13 protein-coding genes are annotated in these 16,710 nt (G+C 45.1%); 11 read left to right on the forward strand and 2 right to left on the reverse strand.

Annotated features, from left to right (window positions below; all coding sequences use genetic code 11):
* The first annotated feature begins 97 nt into the window (after positions 1-97).
* The 5 genes from NG798_RS15530 (at position 98) to NG798_RS15550 (ending at position 4,264) form a co-directional block, all read left to right on the forward strand.
* The gene (locus tag NG798_RS15530) at positions 98-664 is read left to right on the forward strand and encodes a nicotinate-nucleotide adenylyltransferase (protein WP_261224583.1); all 567 of its coding nucleotides are present in this window, start codon (positions 98-100) and stop codon (positions 662-664) included.
* Positions 661-1,407, forward strand: coding sequence for an NUDIX hydrolase (locus tag NG798_RS15535; RefSeq protein WP_261224584.1), 747 nt, complete (start codon positions 661-663; stop codon positions 1,405-1,407). Before NG798_RS15530 ends, NG798_RS15535 begins: the two co-directional genes overlap by 4 nt.
* A gap of 144 nt (positions 1,408-1,551) precedes the next feature.
* Positions 1,552-3,222: an NAD+ synthase gene (locus tag NG798_RS15540; RefSeq protein WP_261224585.1), complete on the forward strand. Its 1,671-nt coding sequence runs from the start codon at positions 1,552-1,554 to the stop codon at positions 3,220-3,222.
* A 166-nt stretch (positions 3,223-3,388) separates the two neighbouring features.
* A complete protein-coding gene (locus NG798_RS15545) occupies positions 3,389-3,634 on the forward strand; it encodes a UPF0175 family protein (protein ID WP_261224586.1) in 246 nt (81 codons plus the stop codon).
* Positions 3,635-3,721: 87 nt separating this feature from the next.
* Positions 3,722-4,264 carry an Npun_F5560 family protein gene (locus NG798_RS15550; protein WP_261224587.1) on the forward strand — a complete coding sequence of 181 codons (543 nt, stop codon included), beginning with the start codon at positions 3,722-3,724 and terminating at the stop codon, positions 4,262-4,264.
* Between the two features lie 101 nt (positions 4,265-4,365).
* On the opposite strand, the gene NG798_RS15555 is transcribed toward NG798_RS15550, so the two are convergent.
* Positions 4,366-4,707, reverse strand: coding sequence for an STAS domain-containing protein (locus NG798_RS15555; protein WP_261224588.1), 342 nt, complete (start codon positions 4,705-4,707; stop codon positions 4,366-4,368).
* Between the two features lie 231 nt (positions 4,708-4,938).
* Here NG798_RS15555 and NG798_RS15560 point away from each other — a divergent pair, with 231 nt between their 5' ends.
* Complete coding sequence (locus NG798_RS15560) at positions 4,939-5,565, forward strand: DedA family protein (RefSeq protein ID WP_261224589.1); 627 nt, start codon at positions 4,939-4,941, stop codon at positions 5,563-5,565.
* A gap of 102 nt (positions 5,566-5,667) precedes the next feature.
* Here NG798_RS15560 and NG798_RS15565 read toward each other — a convergent pair whose 3' ends face one another.
* Positions 5,668-6,870 (reverse strand): argininosuccinate synthase, encoded by a 1,203-nt coding sequence (locus NG798_RS15565; protein WP_261224590.1) that lies wholly within the window; start codon positions 6,868-6,870, stop codon positions 5,668-5,670.
* A gap of 663 nt (positions 6,871-7,533) precedes the next feature.
* Between NG798_RS15565 and NG798_RS15570 the strand changes: the two genes are divergently transcribed.
* From NG798_RS15570 to rpmF, 5 genes are all read left to right on the forward strand, one after another.
* Positions 7,534-12,273 carry a PAS domain S-box protein gene (locus NG798_RS15570; protein WP_261224591.1) on the forward strand — a complete coding sequence of 1,580 codons (4,740 nt, stop codon included), beginning with the start codon at positions 7,534-7,536 and terminating at the stop codon, positions 12,271-12,273.
* 88 nt (positions 12,274-12,361) lie between these two features.
* Positions 12,362-12,742 (forward strand): response regulator, encoded by a 381-nt coding sequence (locus NG798_RS15575; RefSeq protein WP_375338973.1) that lies wholly within the window; start codon positions 12,362-12,364, stop codon positions 12,740-12,742.
* A 638-nt stretch (positions 12,743-13,380) separates the two neighbouring features.
* Positions 13,381-15,525, forward strand: coding sequence for a GAF domain-containing sensor histidine kinase (locus NG798_RS15580; protein ID WP_261224592.1), 2,145 nt, complete (start codon positions 13,381-13,383; stop codon positions 15,523-15,525).
* Positions 15,526-15,601: 76 nt separating this feature from the next.
* Positions 15,602-16,396, forward strand: a complete 795-nt coding sequence (locus tag NG798_RS15585) for a hypothetical protein (protein WP_261224593.1) — start codon at positions 15,602-15,604, stop codon at positions 16,394-16,396.
* A 119-nt stretch (positions 16,397-16,515) separates the two neighbouring features.
* The gene (gene rpmF / locus NG798_RS15590) at positions 16,516-16,686 is read left to right on the forward strand and encodes a 50S ribosomal protein L32 (RefSeq protein WP_261224594.1); all 171 of its coding nucleotides are present in this window, start codon (positions 16,516-16,518) and stop codon (positions 16,684-16,686) included.
* Positions 16,687-16,710 lie beyond the last annotated feature (24 nt).

Below are 16,710 nucleotides of genomic sequence, written 5' to 3' on the forward strand. Positions count from 1 at the left end.
ACCAAGAACAAATGACATGATAACCAATTTAGGGCCGGTGCCACTCTTTGGCGCAGATATATGTAGACCTTGAAAAACGACAAATAACCAATTACTTATGACTAAAATCGCCTTATTTGGAACCAGCGCCGATCCGCCAACAACCGGCCACCAAAAAATCCTAACTTGGCTTTCGCAACACTTTGACAGTGTAGCAGTATGGGCATCCGACAACCCATTTAAAGCCCATCAAACCCCCCTAGAACACCGGCAAACAATGCTGTGGTTACTAATAGAACATATCACCCCAAAACCAGAAAATATCACCTTATATCCAGACCTAAGCCATTCTCGAACCATAATAACCGTTGAACAAGCCAAACAAAAATGGCCCCAAGCCGAATTTACTTTAGTCATCGGATCAGACTTATTAAATCAATTGCCACGCTGGTATCGTGCCGAAGATTTATTGCAGCAAGTTAAGCTATTAATAATCCCACGCCCAGGATATGCAATTGACGACTTTTCCCGATTGCAGGAACTTAGAGAAAAGAAAGCAAAATTTGAGATAGCCAGCATAAAAGGTTTGGCAGTATCATCAACAGAGTATCGAGAAAAAGGTGCATCGGAAGTCTTAACGGCGCCGGTGGAAGACTATATCCATAAACAAAAATTGTATGTATGACGGGACGCGAACTTAAAAAAATGCCGGTGCCGGTAAAAAGACAACTCCTCGCCGACTTTAAAGTAGGCGTAGATAACGTTATATTCTCCGTCGATACCGCCCAAAACCGGCTGCTAGTGCTATTAGTAATGCGCCCCGATGAACCCTATTTAGGACAATGGTGCTTACCAGGTACATTAGTACGACAAGGAGAATCATTAGAAGACGCAGCCTACCGAATTTTAGCCGAAAAAATTCGCGTTAAAAATCTCTATTTAGAACAACTTTACACCTTTGGAGGGCCAGGAAGAGATCCCAGAGAATCACCCGAATCATTTGGGCAAAGATACTTAGCCGTGAGTTATTTTGCCCTAGTAAGATTTGAAGAAGCCGAACTGATCGCAAACGGACTAACCGGCATAGCATGGTATCCCCTTGAACACATACCAACTTTAGCCTTTGATCACAACCAAATCCTACAATATGGCTACCGCCGTTTGCGAAATAAACTAGAATATAGCCCAATAGCCTTTGAAGTATTACCCGAAGTATTCACTTTGGGAGATATCTATCAACTGTACACAATCATTTTAGGAGAAAACTTCTCAGACTACTCTAATTTTAGAAGCCGACTTTTAAAGCTAGGCTTTTTATCAGACACCGGCGTAAAAGTCAGCAGAGGCGCAGGCAGGCCGGCCAGTCTCTACCGCTTTGATGCCCAAGCCTTTGCACCTTTAAAAGACAAACCCCTAGTATTCATATAAAACCCCCACAGCACATACCCACGTTGAAGTCAGAAACCCGGTTTTTTCGTGGATTTCTCTTTGATAATCTTTGATTTTTATGAGAAACCCGGTTTCTTTTTGTAAGTTCAAAAAACCAGCTAAAAAACCCTTGAAAAACAAACCATGAAAATAACAATAGCCCAACTCAACCCCATCATAGGCGACATTACCGGCAACACCGAAAAAATATTAACCGCCGCAAAAAACGCCGCCAAAACCGGCAGCCGTCTCCTTCTCACCCCCGAACTATCCCTCAGCGGATATCCCCCCAGAGATTTATTATTAGACCCCTGCTTTGTAGAAACAATGCAAAGCCATCTACAACAACTTGCCGCCGAACTTCCCCCAAATATAGCCGTACTCGTAGGAACCGTTGACCTCAACAGCAAAGCCAGCATCACCGGCGGCAAAACCCTCTTTAACAGCATCGCCTTACTTGACAACAATCAAATCAAGCAAATATTCCACAAAAGACTACTCCCGACTTACGATGTTTTCGACGAACACCGCTATTTTGAACCAGGCGGAGAAAGCAACTTTTTTAACCTCGATAACCTCAAAATAGGCGTAACAATTTGTGAGGATTTATGGAACGATGAGCAATTTTGGGGTAAGCGCAGTTACACAGCAAACCCCATCGCCGACTTAGCCGAAATTGCTGTTGATTTAATCGTAAATTTATCCGCCTCACCCTACAGCGTAAATAAGCATAAAGTGCGCCAAGAAATGCTGCACCACTGCGCCACAAGATTTCAAATTCCGATTATTTATGCCAATCAAATCGGCGGTAATGATGACTTAATTTTTGATGGCTGTAGTGTAGCCTATAATCGTGCTGGGGAAATGGTGTTTCGTGGTGCAGCATTTGAAGAAGATTTAGCGGAAATAGAATTTGAAGAACAACAAAAAGATTTATTAAAAGCCAACATCGCCAGCATCGCTAATAATGAAAACGAGGAAATGTTTTCGGCGCTGGTTTTGGGTGTGCGAGATTATGCCAAAAAATGCGGTTTCAAAAAAGTTGTTTTGGGGTTAAGTGGTGGGATTGATTCATCTTTAGTTGCAGCCATTGCGGCGGAAGCTTTAGGTGCAGAAAATGTCTTAGGCGTGTTAATGCCTTCTCCTTATAGTTCAGATCATTCTATTACAGATGCCCTTAAACTTGCGGAAAGTTTAGGAATGAAAACCCAAACTTTGCCGATTGGCGATTTAATGCAAGATTATGATAAAACTTTGGCAGAAATGTTTACCGGCACTGCTTTCGGACTTGCTGAAGAAAATATCCAATCTCGAATTCGCGGAAATTTGTTAATGGCGGTGTCTAATAAGTTTGGGCATTTGCTGTTATCCACCGGCAACAAATCAGAAATGGCAGTGGGATATTGCACGCTTTACGGTGATATGAATGGCGGTTTGGCAGCGATAGCAGATGTGCCAAAAACACGAGTTTATAAAATTTGCCGGTGGTTAAATGACTTTCAGGGACGGGAAATTATTCCCGAAAATGTGATTACAAAAGCGCCTAGTGCTGAGTTAAAACCAGGGCAGAAAGATCAAGACTCTTTGCCCGAATATGAGGTTTTAGATGACATTTTAAATCGCTTGATTCACAACCATGAATCACCCACTCAAATTGTAGCAGCGGGACATGATGCTGCGACGGTGGAAAGGGTGGCAAGGTTGGTGAAAATTGCGGAGTTTAAACGCCGGCAAGCACCACCAGGATTAAAGGTTACAGATCGCGCTTTTGGTACCGGTTGGCGGATGCCGGTGGCGAGTCGGCGGGGGTGTTAGTAGCCAAGAAACCGAGTTTCTTAAACCCGAAAAAATAGACGTACAGTACAGACGTTCCGCCGGAACGTCTCTACAAATTAGAAACCCGGTTTCTTAAACTTTTGTCAAAAAAGGCGAGGACTCCACCGGCCAGCTAAAATCCAAATCAACCCCACGAAAATTAGCTATGTCTCTCACCATCCCCGATGACTTCTTGCAAGCAGCCAAAATCACCGAAGAAGAATTAAAACTCGAAATAGCTATTCTGCTTTATCAACAAAAAAAAATCAGCATCGCCAAAGCTCGCCTTTTTGCAGGAATCAACGTTTTACAATTTCAAAAAGAACTTGCCAACCGGGGAATTAACCTAGACTATGAACCAGAAGACCGGCAAGCCGATATTGAAACTCTGCGGAGACTCGGCCAATGGTAAACCAATTGTAAATTTATAACTAACCCTCGGCAACCGGCCCCACGCACCACTATCATAAAAAACAAGAATCAAAGGAGCTAACAGACCGTGAGCCAAACCGACATCCAAGCCCTACAAGCAGAAAACGCCCAACTCAAAGAAGAACTGCAAATGCGCGAGCAACTCGTGCAACAACTTTCTCAAGAACTGTTTCGCCTCGTCAAAGGCAAACCGCAATTCATCCCCCAACCCGAATTTACCGAACAACACAAAGCCCAACTCAATAGTCTGCGTGAACAAATCGAAGGCTTAGAACAACAAGTTACCTTCTATCAAGAACAAATTTCTCAACGCGACTCAGAAATTTATAGCCTGCGTCATTCTGTCACCGAACTAACAGACCGTGCCAGAATGTTAGAGCAAGTCGTCCAAGAACTCCCCAACGTCTACCGCGACAAATTTGCCGAACGCATGGCGCCGGTTAAAGAAAAAGTCGAAGCCCTCCAAAAAGAAAACCGCCAACTCCACGCCGAACTGCAAAGCGTCAGCTACCGGCTTGCTGTCCGTAACCGCAAAGTAGGAGGCAAACTAGACCTCCCCAAACTCACCGGCAACGGCAACCTCGATCTTCCCTCCTTTGGCAACGCCTAATTTTTCTATCTCCCGAAAATGCGAAATGCCGGTATAACCCCCGGCATTCTCCCAAAATATACTTGACAAATTTACCCACATCTGCTATAAAAATATCCTTTCTACGCTCCCACCAAAATCGGCGGATTTTCCACCCATTCCCGGCCCTCAAAAATCTCAAAAACCCGGTCAAGCTGAGTAATTTCAAAAATCAAGCGTACTGTGGGCTTCACATTACACAAAACCAACCGGCAACTTCCCTGCCGCGCTAAACGCAACCCCCTCACCAAAGACAACAACCCTCGACTATCAACAAAAACCACATCCGTCATATCCACCAACCAAACACCCTCAGACCGCGACACAAGCGCCGCTATTGTTTCATAAAAAAGCAGGCCAGTTATAGCATCAAGACGGGGCGGAGGTTCCAAAATAACAGCATTATTTACATGGGTGGATAGCATACTTTTTACCCCTAAAGATAGGTTACTTTTAAACAGCCAAAAATTCAAAATAGAATATCAACCCTGATATTACTAACATCTAATAAATTGCGCCCGAAACTATTGCCCCTCATCACAGCAAACCCGTGATTTCCATCACAAGCCAGCCCTTCACCTATCAAAGCAGCTTACAGCGGTGGCAATATGTTACAAAATAATAAAAAATCTAACTAAATATGAAGGCTCCAGTCAATGTCCTTTGAATTTATCTCCCTCGAAAAAATCCAAGAAATCGCCCATCATTACGGATATTTCGCAGTATTTCTGGGAATTCTCCTCGAAAACCTGGGCTTACCCCTCCCCGGCGAAACTATCACCCTAGCCGGTGGCTTCCTGGCCGGCAGCGGCGAACTCAACTACTGGTTTGTACTCGGCTCAGCGATCCTCGGTGCCTCCATCGGCGGTAGCATTGGATATGGGCTTGGTAGATACGGTGGTTGGCCCTTACTCCTCGCCTTTGGCAAACTCTTCCGCATCAAAGAAAAGAAACTGCTAGAACTCAAAGAAAAATTCAGCGAAAACGCCGGCAAAACCGTATTCGTCGGACGCTTTCTCGCCCTCTTACGCATCGTTGCCAGTCCTCTTGCCGGCATCGCCGGAATGCCTTTTCTCAAATTTATGGCTTATAACTTGGCCGGTGCCGCCGCTTGGGCAAGTGTAATGGTCTCTATTTCATTTTTTGCCGGTCGTGTCGTCCCCCTTGAGCAACTTGTCTCCTGGGCCGCAAAATTTGGCGTTGCTGCCCTCCTCCTCGTCGTCGCCTGGATCGTAGTTCCTCTCTGGTTAGAATCTCGCGCTGCTGCCGGTGAAGAAGAATAAATATCCCAAACAAGGGCCGGCACATTTGTCCCGCCTGCGATTGGCGATTGGCGCAGGCGGGAAGCCTGCGCTACAGGGGAACAGTCCCCAGCTTTTTCTCACCTAGCCGCGAGTTTTTTCAGACCAAACACGAGTAGGAAGACCCCAAACATAAATAAAGCCTTCCGCAGCCTTGTGATCAAACTTATCCTCAGCCCCATAGGTTGCCAAATCAGGCGTATAAAGCGAATTATCCGACTGGCGGCCTACAATCGTCGCATTGCCCTTAAACAACTTCAAGCGAACCGTACCGCTCACCCGTTCCTGAGTCTGATCAATAAACCCATCCAAAGCAGCTTTTAGCGGACTGTACCACAAGCCGTTATAAATCAACTTTGCGTAAGTTTCCTCAATACCCCGCTTATAGTGGCTCACATCCGCAGTCAAACACAAACTTTCAATATCCCGGTGTGCTTGAATTAGCACCAACAACGCCGGCACCTCATAAATTTCGCGGGATTTAATACCCACCAGCCGGTTTTCCACCATGTCAATGCGACCGACACCGTGCTTACCCACCACTTCATTCAACTGGGTAATTAACTCAATCCCCGATAAAGTTTGACCATTCAAACTTACCGGATTACCCTTTTCAAAACCAATCTCTACATAATCCGGCTCATTCGGAGTATCCGCAATAGCCTTAGTCATCGCATAAATTTCTTCTGGGGGTTCAGTCCAGGGGTCTTCCAACGGGCCGGCCTCAATACTGCGTCCGAGCAAATTGCGGTCAATACTAAACGGCGAAGACTTTTTCACCGGCGTCGGGATGCCAAAACGCTCACCATAAGCAATCGTTTCCTCACGACTCATCCCCCATTCGCGGGCCGGTGCAAGAACCTTTATATTAGGATTCAACGCCGCAATAGACACATCAAAACGCACCTGATCATTACCCTTGCCGGTGCAACCATGCGCCACCGCATCCGCACCATATTTTTCAGCCGCCTCCACCAACAACTTCGCAATCAACGGACGAGCCAACGCCGTAGAAAGCGGATAGCGATTTTCATAAAGCGCATTGGCACGAATTGCCGCAAAAGCGTAATCTTTGACAAAACTTTCTTGGGCATTTTCCACCAGAGACACACTTGCGCCTGATTTCAAAGCCTTTTCCTTAATGGGCCCTAGTTCCTCTCCCTGGCCTAAATCCGCAGCCAGCGTAATAACTTCCTCAACTCCCCACTCCTCTTTCAGATAAGGGATACAGACAGAGGTATCGACCCCGCCCGAATATGCCAGCACAACTTTGGTAGCGCGTCCCATTGATAACTCGGTCTCATAAAATTTACTGAAACTCCATTATGCAAGCAATGGTGCGAAATTCCTAGACGTATTGACACCCTAAAGTTATGTACTTTTAACAAGCGCCTCTCACAATGTTTCTCCATCTGCTCTTCCCCCTAACAAGCCTCTAGGTAATCCCAGGGAATCCACTTCTTAATTGCCTAAACTCTTCACAAGAAATCGGCGGAAAATCTTTGAAAATTCTTAAAAAACCCCCAAAAAAACTCTTAAACGCAATATTGCCCGCCCACAGACTCCTAGAAACTTAATATTTCTTTAAGAAAAAAAAACCCAATGGCTAACGCCACCCTCCCCTATCGGTAATTACTGAACTTCAAAAAAATATAACTTCAAAATCAGCCAAACGCGCTACGGTAATATCAAGAGCAAAAAAAAAGAAGCGTGCGGGGCATTCGCCCGATTCTTCATCATTGCTGCCAACAAGGTCAAAATCGAAATACTATAGGGCAGGCGATTATTTCTGCAAGATATGAATTTTGATATTGACCGTTACTGATGCCATTTTGTACAAAGGATAATAGAGATCACCCCCTAAAATACCTTTACCGGCTGGCTTGTTAAAATCTAAAATCCAAACTTGGTATCCCCCAGTAAACAAACTCTACCCAACCCCCATTTTCCATGCTCAACAACACCACCTGGCAAAGCGAAGAAAGCTTTCGCCTATTAGTAGAAGGCGTGAGAGACTATGCTATCTTCATGCTCGATACCACCGGCAACATTGTAAGCTGGAATGCCGGTGCAGAGCGCATCATGGGATATCAAGCGAACACAATCTTAGGAAAAAACTTATCGCAATTTTATTTACAACAAGATACCGACAGCGGCAAACCCCACCAAGAACTACAACTCGCCAGTTTAGTCGGTTCCTGTGAAGATGAAGGCGTCCGCATTCGTCAAGACGGCTCTCCGTTTTGGGCATCTGTACTCATCACCAGTTTAAAAGAAGAGGATTCAGTAATCGGATTTTCTGTCATCGTCCACGACTTAACCGAACGCAAACTAATAGAAGAAGAACTCTGTCACGCTAACCGCTTTTTGCGATTACTTTGCGATTGTAATCAAGCCTTAGTGCGAGCCAAAAAAGAATCCGAACTTTTAACAGACATTTGTCGCCTAATCGTCGAAACTGGTAAATATAGCGCTTGTAGCGTAGAACTGCTCTCATTAGACCACGAAAAATATTTACAAACCGCAGCCAAAGCCGGCAACCAAGTAATTTTAAAACAAGCCGAAAACTTACAAGAATTACCCCAATTAATCAGCGTTGCTCTGGGCACCGGCGCCCCTGGCATTGTCCGAAACAGCATCCCTCAAAACCCAGGCACACCGATAACATTTAAATTAGGGTCAGCCATCGTTTTACCCTTAACAAAAAAGCCTTCAGACAGCTTAGAAACCCATAAAAACGAAACTAACACCGTTTTTGGTGTCATCACCATTTATAGCACCCTCCTAACCGCATTTGACCCCCAAGAAATCCAGCTTCTCAAAGAACTCGCAGACGATTTAGCCTACGGCATCATGGCTTTGCGTTCCCGTGAGTTTCTCAAAGCCACAGAAACCGCCTTGCGGCAAAGCGAAGAACGCTACCGATATTTGGTCGAATTATTGCCAGAATCAGTGATGGTTCAAGAAGCAGGACGAATTTCTTTTATTAATCCCGCCGGCCTCAAACTTTTTGGAGCCAAAACCCCCGCCCAACTACTAGGTCAACCTGTCCTTAATTTCGTTGCTTTAGACTCTCAAGAAACCGCCAAGCAGCGCATCCAAACTTGTCAGGAAACCTGCAAAGAATCACCATTTATTGAAGAAAAATTAGTGCGGCTTGATGGCAGTGAAGTCTTTGTTGAATCTGCCGGTATTTCTTTAGGTGGTTCTGGACAAGGCTTACTTGTAGTCAGCCGCGACTTAAGCGAACGCAAACAAATGGAAGCCGCACTCAGGCAGTCTGAAGAACTGTACCGGCTCACCTTAAGCAATATTTCCGAAGCCGTATTAATTGCCGACAAAGCGGGAAATCTCACCTATATTTCCCCCAACATCGATCATATTTTTGAAACCGCCCATGAGCAACTGCTAAAACAGGGAAACATTCGCCATTTGTTAGGAGAAAATTTCTTAACAGAAAACGCCTTAGAAACTTCAGATAATCATAACATCGAACGAGAAATTACAACTCCCAGCGGAAAAAATCGCACCCTTTTAGTCAGCGTCAAACAAGTTGCCATCGGTACCGGCACAGTGCTTTATACCTGTCGGGATATCAGCGATTATAAACAAGCCAGAGTAGCCCTTAAAGAAAATGAAGAATTACTCACTCAAATGTTAGAAAGCCTGCCGGTGGGAGTTTGGTTTAGCGATCCACAAGGCAAAATATGCCAAGTCAACCGCGCCGGCAGAGAAATTTGGGGAGGAGTCAGATATGTTGCGCCCGAAGAATACGGAGAATATAAAGCTTGGTGGGCTTCCACCGGCCAGCCAATTACCCAGGACGAATGGCCGCTTAGCAGAGCCGTTTTATTAGGAGAAACCTCACTTAATGAAGTCATCAATATCGAAACCTTTGACGGCAAGCACAAAACAGTATTAAATTCCGCTTTGCCTTTACGCAAACCCAACGGCGAAATTTTAGGAGCCCTAAGCGTTAATCAAGATATTACCGAACTCAGACAAATTCAAGAAGCCCTCTTTGAATCAAACCGGCGCATTGCTAAAATTTTAGAAAGCATCACCGATGGATTTTTTGCCCTCGACCATCAAAAGCGCGTTTCTTTTGTCAACAGTCATGGCGAATACTTATTGCAAAAAACCCGCGCAGAACTTTTAGGAAAAACGCTTTGTGATGTTTTTCCAGATGCCGTAGATTCCATTTTCTTAAAAAAATGTCTCCAAACTATCAACACCTCTAAAGCTGAGAATTTTGAAGGGTTTTATAAACCGTTAAATCGCTGGTTTGAAGTCCACGCTTATCCGGGGGAAGAAGGACTCGCAGTTTATTTTCAGGACATCACCGAGCGTAAACAAGCACGAGAAGCTCTCGTCGAAAGCGCTCACCAGTTACAGGCAATATTTGAAGCCGCCCTTGATGCCATGTTAATTGTCAATGACACCGGCCATTATGTCACCGTAAACCCCGCCGCCGGTGCCCTCTTCAATGCCCCAACACCACAAATTATCGGCCACCATATCGCTGATTTTCTTGGGGAACAAGAGTTTAATTTTGATCAGATTTGGGAAAATTTTAAAGCCCAAGGACGCATCACCGGCGAAATGCGGATTTGCTGTCAGAATGGCACTCTTAAAGATGTCGATTATTCAGCAGTTGCTAACTTTTTACCAGGCCGGCATCTTTTCGTTATCCGCGATATTACCGAACGTAAATGCACCGAACGAGAATTAAAACAATATCGAGAACAACTTGAAGAACTTGTGGCAGAACGCACCCAAGAATTAACCGCCGCAATGGAACAACTCAACGCCGAAATAGCAGAACGCTCTCGCGTTGAAACTGCTTTGCGAGCCTCCGAAGAACAGTTACGGACACTGATTAATTCAACTCCCGATATAATTTGTTTTAAAGACGCTAACGGTCGCTGGTTATTAGCTAACGAGGCAATTTCCCAATTATTTGAGTTAGGAATTTCTGAGCTTATCGGCAAAAAAGATACCGAACTCGCCAAATTATCAAACTTTTACCACGATTGTTTTCTACTCTGCGATCAAACCGATGAGGCAGCCTGGAATTACAAAAAGTTATCTCGCGCTTTTGAAGCCATCCCCACTTCCAAGGGTGAAACACAAATTTATGATGTGATTAAAGTACCTTTGTTTGAATCTGACGGCACTCGTAAAGGCTTAGTCGTCTTAGGACGCGATATTACACAATTGCAACGCGCTCAAGAAGAATTAGGCCGCCTCGCATCGATTGTTGAGTCTTCTGATGATGCCATTATTGGCACTTCTCCAGAGGGCATTATTCTTAGTTGGAATGCCGGCGCAGAGGAAATTTATGGCTATTCAGCGGCGGAAGTGAAAGGACGCAATTGCTCGATTTTGGCTCAACCAGACTACCCCCAAGAAATGCAGCAGATTCTTGAACGAATCAACGCCGGTGATAGACTTCAACACTATGAAACTACCCGCATCAAAAAAGACGGTCAACCGATTAATGTGTCTTTAACAATTTCTCCCATTTTTGACGAGCAAGGTAAAATTACCGGCATATCTCGCATTGCCCGTGATATTACTCAACAAAAGCGGATTGAAACTGCATTAGAACGCTTGCGCCATCAAAATGAGTTGATTTTAGCTTCTGCCGGTGAAGGCATTTGTGGTTTAGATGCTTTGGGAAATATTGCTTTTGTTAACCCCGCCGCTTCCCGAATGCTGGGTTATGAAAGTAAAGAACTTCTCGGCCAATCCGTCCATATTTTATTACAATTTACTCAAACTTATGAACGACGTTGCCGCATTTTTGCTTCACTCGAAGATGGTTCTGTACATCATGTTACCGATGAAATGTTTTGTCATAAAAGTGGCCGCTATTTTCCGGTGGAATATGTCAGCACTCCTATCCGCGAACGAAATCAAATTACCGGCGCTGTTATCACTTTTAAAGATATCACTGAGCGGCTGGCAATGGAACGCATGAAAGATGAGTTTATTTCAATGGTTAGTCACGAGTTACGCACTCCTTTAACTTCTATTCGCGGCTCGATGGGTTTATTGGCATCAGGAATTTTAATTGCTCAACCCGAAAAAGCTCAACGAATGCTGCAAATTGCTGTTTCTAATACTGACCGACTCGTGCGCTTAATTAATGATATTTTGGATCTTGAGCGCATTGAATCCGGTAAAATTAATATTCAAAAACAAATCTGCAACGCTGGCGATCTTATGCGAGAAGCGGCAGAAGATTTGCAACTGATGGCTCAAAAGGCCGGTGTCACCCTTGAGGTTGACCCGCTGCCGGTGCAATTGTGGGCCGATTCAGATCGCATAGTTCAGACCTTGACAAATTTACTGAGTAATGCTATAAAATTTTCGCCAGCCGGTTCTACCGTGTGGCTAACCGGCACTCCACCCAGTCAAGGACAAGTAACGATCTGTGTGCGAGATCAAGGGCGGGGAATTCCCAGAGAAAAGTTAGAAATGATTTTTGAGCGCTTTCAACAAGTAGACGCCTCAGACTCTCGCCAAAAAGGCGGCACCGGCTTGGGATTGGCCATTTGCCGCAGCATTGTCCAGCAACACGAGGGACGCATTTGGGCAGAAAGCACCCTGGGTGAAGGAAGTTGCTTTTGTTTTAGCTTGCCGGTGGATCAAGCCAACAACCCAAACACTTCGGCAAATTGTTAAAAATAAAATCAAGCCGGTGTTGCTGAAAACTGTTCATTGCAAACAAAATAGTGAAGGCCAGCAAACAACAATAACTCAGAGGATGATGGTGGCATTAAAGCGCATCTTAGTGATTGACGATGAAGACGATATTCGAGAAGTGGCTCAACTGAGCCTAGAAATGGTTGCCGGTTGGGAAGTTTTCACAGCCGCTTCCGGTAGTGAAGGCATCGCCAAAGCAGAAAGCCACCAACCTGATGCAATCTTGCTAGATGTAATGATGCCCGATATGGATGGCCCCGCAACCTACAAGCAAATGCAGTTAGGAAGCGCTACCCAACATATTCCCGTAATTTTATTAACCGCCAAAGTACAGCCCAATGACCGCCGCCGGTTTGCCGAGTTGGGAGTAAAAGGAGTGATCGCTAAACCCTTTGAACCGCTCATGCTTGCCAGTCAAGTCTCGCAGTTGCTTGGCTGGAAATTTTAAGCCAAATTATCGCTTGGCGGCGATGGCTGGCAACCCTTAACCAAGCGCCCCTCCCATCTGCCTAAGCGCATAACTTTATAAAACTTTTAGGCTTCCTTCACAACTTCTTCACATAATACGAGTACGCTTTAAGATATAGGTAGACCAAGCTTAAACACGCCAGCTTGTTTTCACCTATTCAACCACTCAACCTACCCCACCCCTGGAAAAACCCCCCCATTCCTGAGAATTGGGGCAAATGCCGCTTGATCCTATAACTATTAACGGTAGGGTCATTTCATGGCACGATAAAAATCTCTTGTTTTTCAAAAACTTTCCCCGTTTTTATCAACTTTTTTTAACAAAAATTAAGGGGAAAAACATATAAAAATAACCTCCTTTTCTCCAAACACCAATAATTAACAGGGTTAATCTTCCCCAAGGGGGAGTGCAAAATCTCCAAAAAAATAACAATATTAAGCAAGAGAGTGGCGCTTTGTACTAAAGCGGCAATTTTCCTTAATAAAACGTTCTCAATATTTAGTTTTGCCCATCTACCCAAAGTTGAGCCACATCAAAAACAAATTAATTTGTCCTAAGCATAAAATTTCACCAAATACCCCCGCCCGCGTCAAATTATTAAAGGGAAATATTCCGCAATGTCTAAGCAAAATGGTAGAGAAATTCATCAGCAGTTCACCCAACAGAAAATCCTTACAGTAGAAGAAGACCACCTCTTCGATGGGCAAACCTATGGCGACGGAAAGCATCCAGGCAACCGGCCAGAAAGTGCAGGCGGCGACTATATGGAATTCGTTCAAGTAGCCCACCGGCCAAACAACCCCAGCAGCAACCAACAACCAACCTTAGACACATTACTGCGCCAGTGCATCGAAGAAGGGCGCAGCATCCGAATGATTTCCCAACAGATCCGAGAGGGTGTAAGTTTGCGGGAAATTTTAAACACCAGCGTCGAACTCTCGCGGCAATTCTTACAAGCAGACCGAACAGTTATTTACCGATTTTCACACAACGGGACAGCCAAAGTTATCACCGAATCCCACCGGCAAAATTGCTCCCCAATGCTGGGATTTAGCATCCAAGAACCCAATTTTAGCCTCACCACCAACAGCACAAAACCTCAAGAGCATCCTGTTAACTTATCGCAAATTGAGGCCATAGAAGATATTCAAAACGCCGGTTTCGACCCATCCTACATCAAACTGCTGGAATTCTTTAACATCAAATCTATGCTGATTGCACCTATTTTAGAAAATAATGTAGATGAAAATCAGCCCCACCTCTCAGGAGAAACAAAAAATAACATCTGGGGATTATTAATTGCCCACCAGTGCGATCAAACCAGACAATGGAATTCTTTTGAAATTGAATTTATTTCCTCCCTCACAGCCCAGTTAGAAATAGCAGTGCGGCAATCGCGGCTGCAAGAACAAGTACGTCTAGTCAACAACCAATTAATCACCCACACCCAAAAACGCAACGCTCAACTAGAAAAAACCCTCCAAACAGAAAGCGTCCTCAAACGCATCACCGATCAAGTAAAAGACAGTCAGGGTGAAACTCAAATCCTGCAAACTGCCGTGCGCGAACTAAGTTTATTACTTGACGTAGAAGACAGCCACAGTGCGCTCTACAATGATGACCACACAACAGCCACCATTCTCTATCAATACAACAACGACTCAGACTCTTGCGTGGGGCTGCCGGTGGAAATAGCAGAATTTAAAGAAATTTATTCGCAATTGCTAACAGGCGAACCATTGCAATTTTGCAAGTTAGACTCCACACGCTCCTCTCTTAACCGTTCCTTGACTTCCGACAACCTCAAGCCGGTAGCACCCACAACACCCAAAGCAATTTTAGCTTGTCCGATTGTTCACGGCGGCGCAATCCTCGGTGATTTGTGGTTATTTAAAGACCTCCAACACTCCTTTAGCGAAGTCGAAATTCGTTTAGCGCAGTTAGTAGCCAATCACTGCGCCATTGCCATCAGCCAAGTACGCCTTTATCAAGCGGCGCAAAAACAAGTTGCTGAATTAGAAAAACTAAACGCCCTCAAAGATGATTTTTTGAGTACAGTTTCCCACGAATTGCGAACTCCTTTATCTAACATGAAAATGGCAATCCAAATGTTAGCCATTGCTTTAAATCAAGAGCGGTCATTTTTTGCAGATTTGGCTAAGCCAGAGCAAGAAAAAAGCAAAGTCGCTCGCTATTATCAAATTGTTCGCAATGAGTGTGAGCGAGAAATTTCTTTGATAGAAGATTTGCTGGAATTGCAGCAACTAGATACCAATTCCACAGCCTGGGCACCGGCAATTATTCAAATCGAGCGCATCCTCGATCAACTCACTAAAACTTTCCAACAAAAAGCTTTACAACATCAGCAAAAATTTCGCGTTGAAAGGCCGGCACAGTTACCGCAGTTAGTCGGAGATCCGGTAGTAGTGGAGCGAGTTCTTACCGAGTTGCTGACTAATGCTTGTAAATACACTCCCTCTGGTGAAGAAATTAGTCTCACCGTTGAAGTGTGCCACGACCGGCTGTTATTAAAGGTGGCAAATACCGGCATTGAAATTCCCCAAAACGAGTTAAACCAAATTTTTCATAAGTTTTACCGCATTCCCAAGGCTGACCGCTGGCAACAAGGGGGGACTGGTTTGGGTTTGGCGGTGGTGCAAAAACTCACAGAACGTATGGGAGGAAAGTTGGAAGTTAGCAGCGAGGCCGATGTGACTTGTTTTAGGCTAGAGTTGCCGGTCAAATTGGGGAAGGTTGAGTAACAGTTTTTAAGATCAATTTTGCAGCGTTTTAAAGCCTTGCTAAAATCAATCCGTGAGTGAGTGTGTGCAAAGAAAAATGGCAAAATTGCTTTCTCGAACCAATGGCCGTTTCTTGGGGAAAATTTTTAGGGATAGCAGCGCTTTGGTGCTGCTGCTGGCTGTTTTTGGTTGGCAAATGCTTAATCCCCAATTGTTGAGCGCTTCGGAGGCGCTGTTGCAGCTTTCTGTGCAGGCTCAAAACGGCGAAACCTATGAGAATTTGGTTGAGCGGGCTGTGCAGGTGGCAAAAACTGCCGTTGAAAAAGCTTTTGCGGCTGACCTGCAACGAGAGATGGTTTTGATTTCGATCAGCGGTCAACATCAAGGCACCATTGCTCCGCTTTTAAGGCTCCAAGTCAGTCGCACTCAGTGGCAAACTCAGTCAGAAACCAGACAGTGGGCTACTTTTTACCCCAGTTCTAAAATGCTTTTGGGTTTTGGTTCTGGGCTACCGCCGACAACGCCACCGGCACAACAGCCTATGCAACCCCCGGTTTCTGGGCCGGTGCAGCCGGTCTTACCAAAACAGCCTACGGTTTCTGGGCCGGTGCCTGTGCAGCCGGTGCCGGTGGATTTAATTCCAGGCCGGCCGGTTACTCCGCAAGTGATTCCGGGGGTGCCCGCAGGTGGGGAGCCGGTTCGCTTAGATCAGCTTCCTGATAATTTGCTACCGGGGATGAGTCCGCAACTGCCGGCCGAGGGGACGGCAACCGAGCCTGTCTCGACTCAACCCACAACCGTTGAGCCGACTATTGTTCAACCGGCAATGGTGCAACCGAGTTCTGTGCAGCCGAGTTCTGTGCAGCCTGGTTTAATTTTGCCGAGTCCTTAAAGGTGTTTCACCCATCCAAAATAAACGCTTACAAACTAAGGGCGCAAAAAACAGCGTTGAAAGTCGGTGGTTATGGTTTATACTTGTAAGATTGTGACTAATTAGCACCCTTTACGACCATGGCGGTTCCTAAGAAGAAAACCTCGAAATCTAAGCGGGATAAGCGCAAGGCTACTTGGAAAAATAAGGCCGCTCTGCAAGCGCAGAGAGCGCTGAGCTTGGGTAAGTCGATTTTAACCAAGCGCTCGACGTTTGTATATCCCGGCAATGAAGAAGAAGATGAAGAATAAAAGTTTGCCGGCATTCTAAAAGCT

Source organism: Ancylothrix sp. D3o (genome assembly GCF_025370775.1).
Taxonomy (GTDB): domain Bacteria; phylum Cyanobacteriota; class Cyanobacteriia; order Cyanobacteriales; family Oscillatoriaceae; genus Ancylothrix.

Excerpts from the sequence above, each read along its gene's own strand:
- NG798_RS15530 (WP_261224583.1), top strand. The coding sequence starts at position 98 with ATGACTAAAATCGCCTTATTTGGAACCAGCGCCGATCCGCCAACAACC.
- NG798_RS15535 (WP_261224584.1), top strand. The coding sequence starts at position 661 with ATGACGGGACGCGAACTTAAAAAAATGCCGGTGCCGGTAAAAAGACAA.
- NG798_RS15540 (WP_261224585.1), top strand. The coding sequence starts at position 1,552 with ATGAAAATAACAATAGCCCAACTCAACCCCATCATAGGCGACATTACC.
- NG798_RS15545 (WP_261224586.1), top strand. The coding sequence starts at position 3,389 with ATGTCTCTCACCATCCCCGATGACTTCTTGCAAGCAGCCAAAATCACC.
- NG798_RS15555 (WP_261224588.1), bottom strand. The coding sequence starts at position 4,707 with ATGCTATCCACCCATGTAAATAATGCTGTTATTTTGGAACCTCCGCCC.
- NG798_RS15560 (WP_261224589.1), top strand. The coding sequence starts at position 4,939 with ATGTCCTTTGAATTTATCTCCCTCGAAAAAATCCAAGAAATCGCCCAT.
- NG798_RS15565 (WP_261224590.1), bottom strand. The coding sequence starts at position 6,870 with ATGGGACGCGCTACCAAAGTTGTGCTGGCATATTCGGGCGGGGTCGAT.
- NG798_RS15570 (WP_261224591.1), top strand. The coding sequence starts at position 7,534 with ATGCTCAACAACACCACCTGGCAAAGCGAAGAAAGCTTTCGCCTATTA.
- NG798_RS15580 (WP_261224592.1), top strand. The coding sequence starts at position 13,381 with ATGTCTAAGCAAAATGGTAGAGAAATTCATCAGCAGTTCACCCAACAG.
- NG798_RS15585 (WP_261224593.1), top strand. The coding sequence starts at position 15,602 with ATGGCAAAATTGCTTTCTCGAACCAATGGCCGTTTCTTGGGGAAAATT.
- rpmF (WP_261224594.1), top strand. The coding sequence starts at position 16,516 with ATGGCGGTTCCTAAGAAGAAAACCTCGAAATCTAAGCGGGATAAGCGC.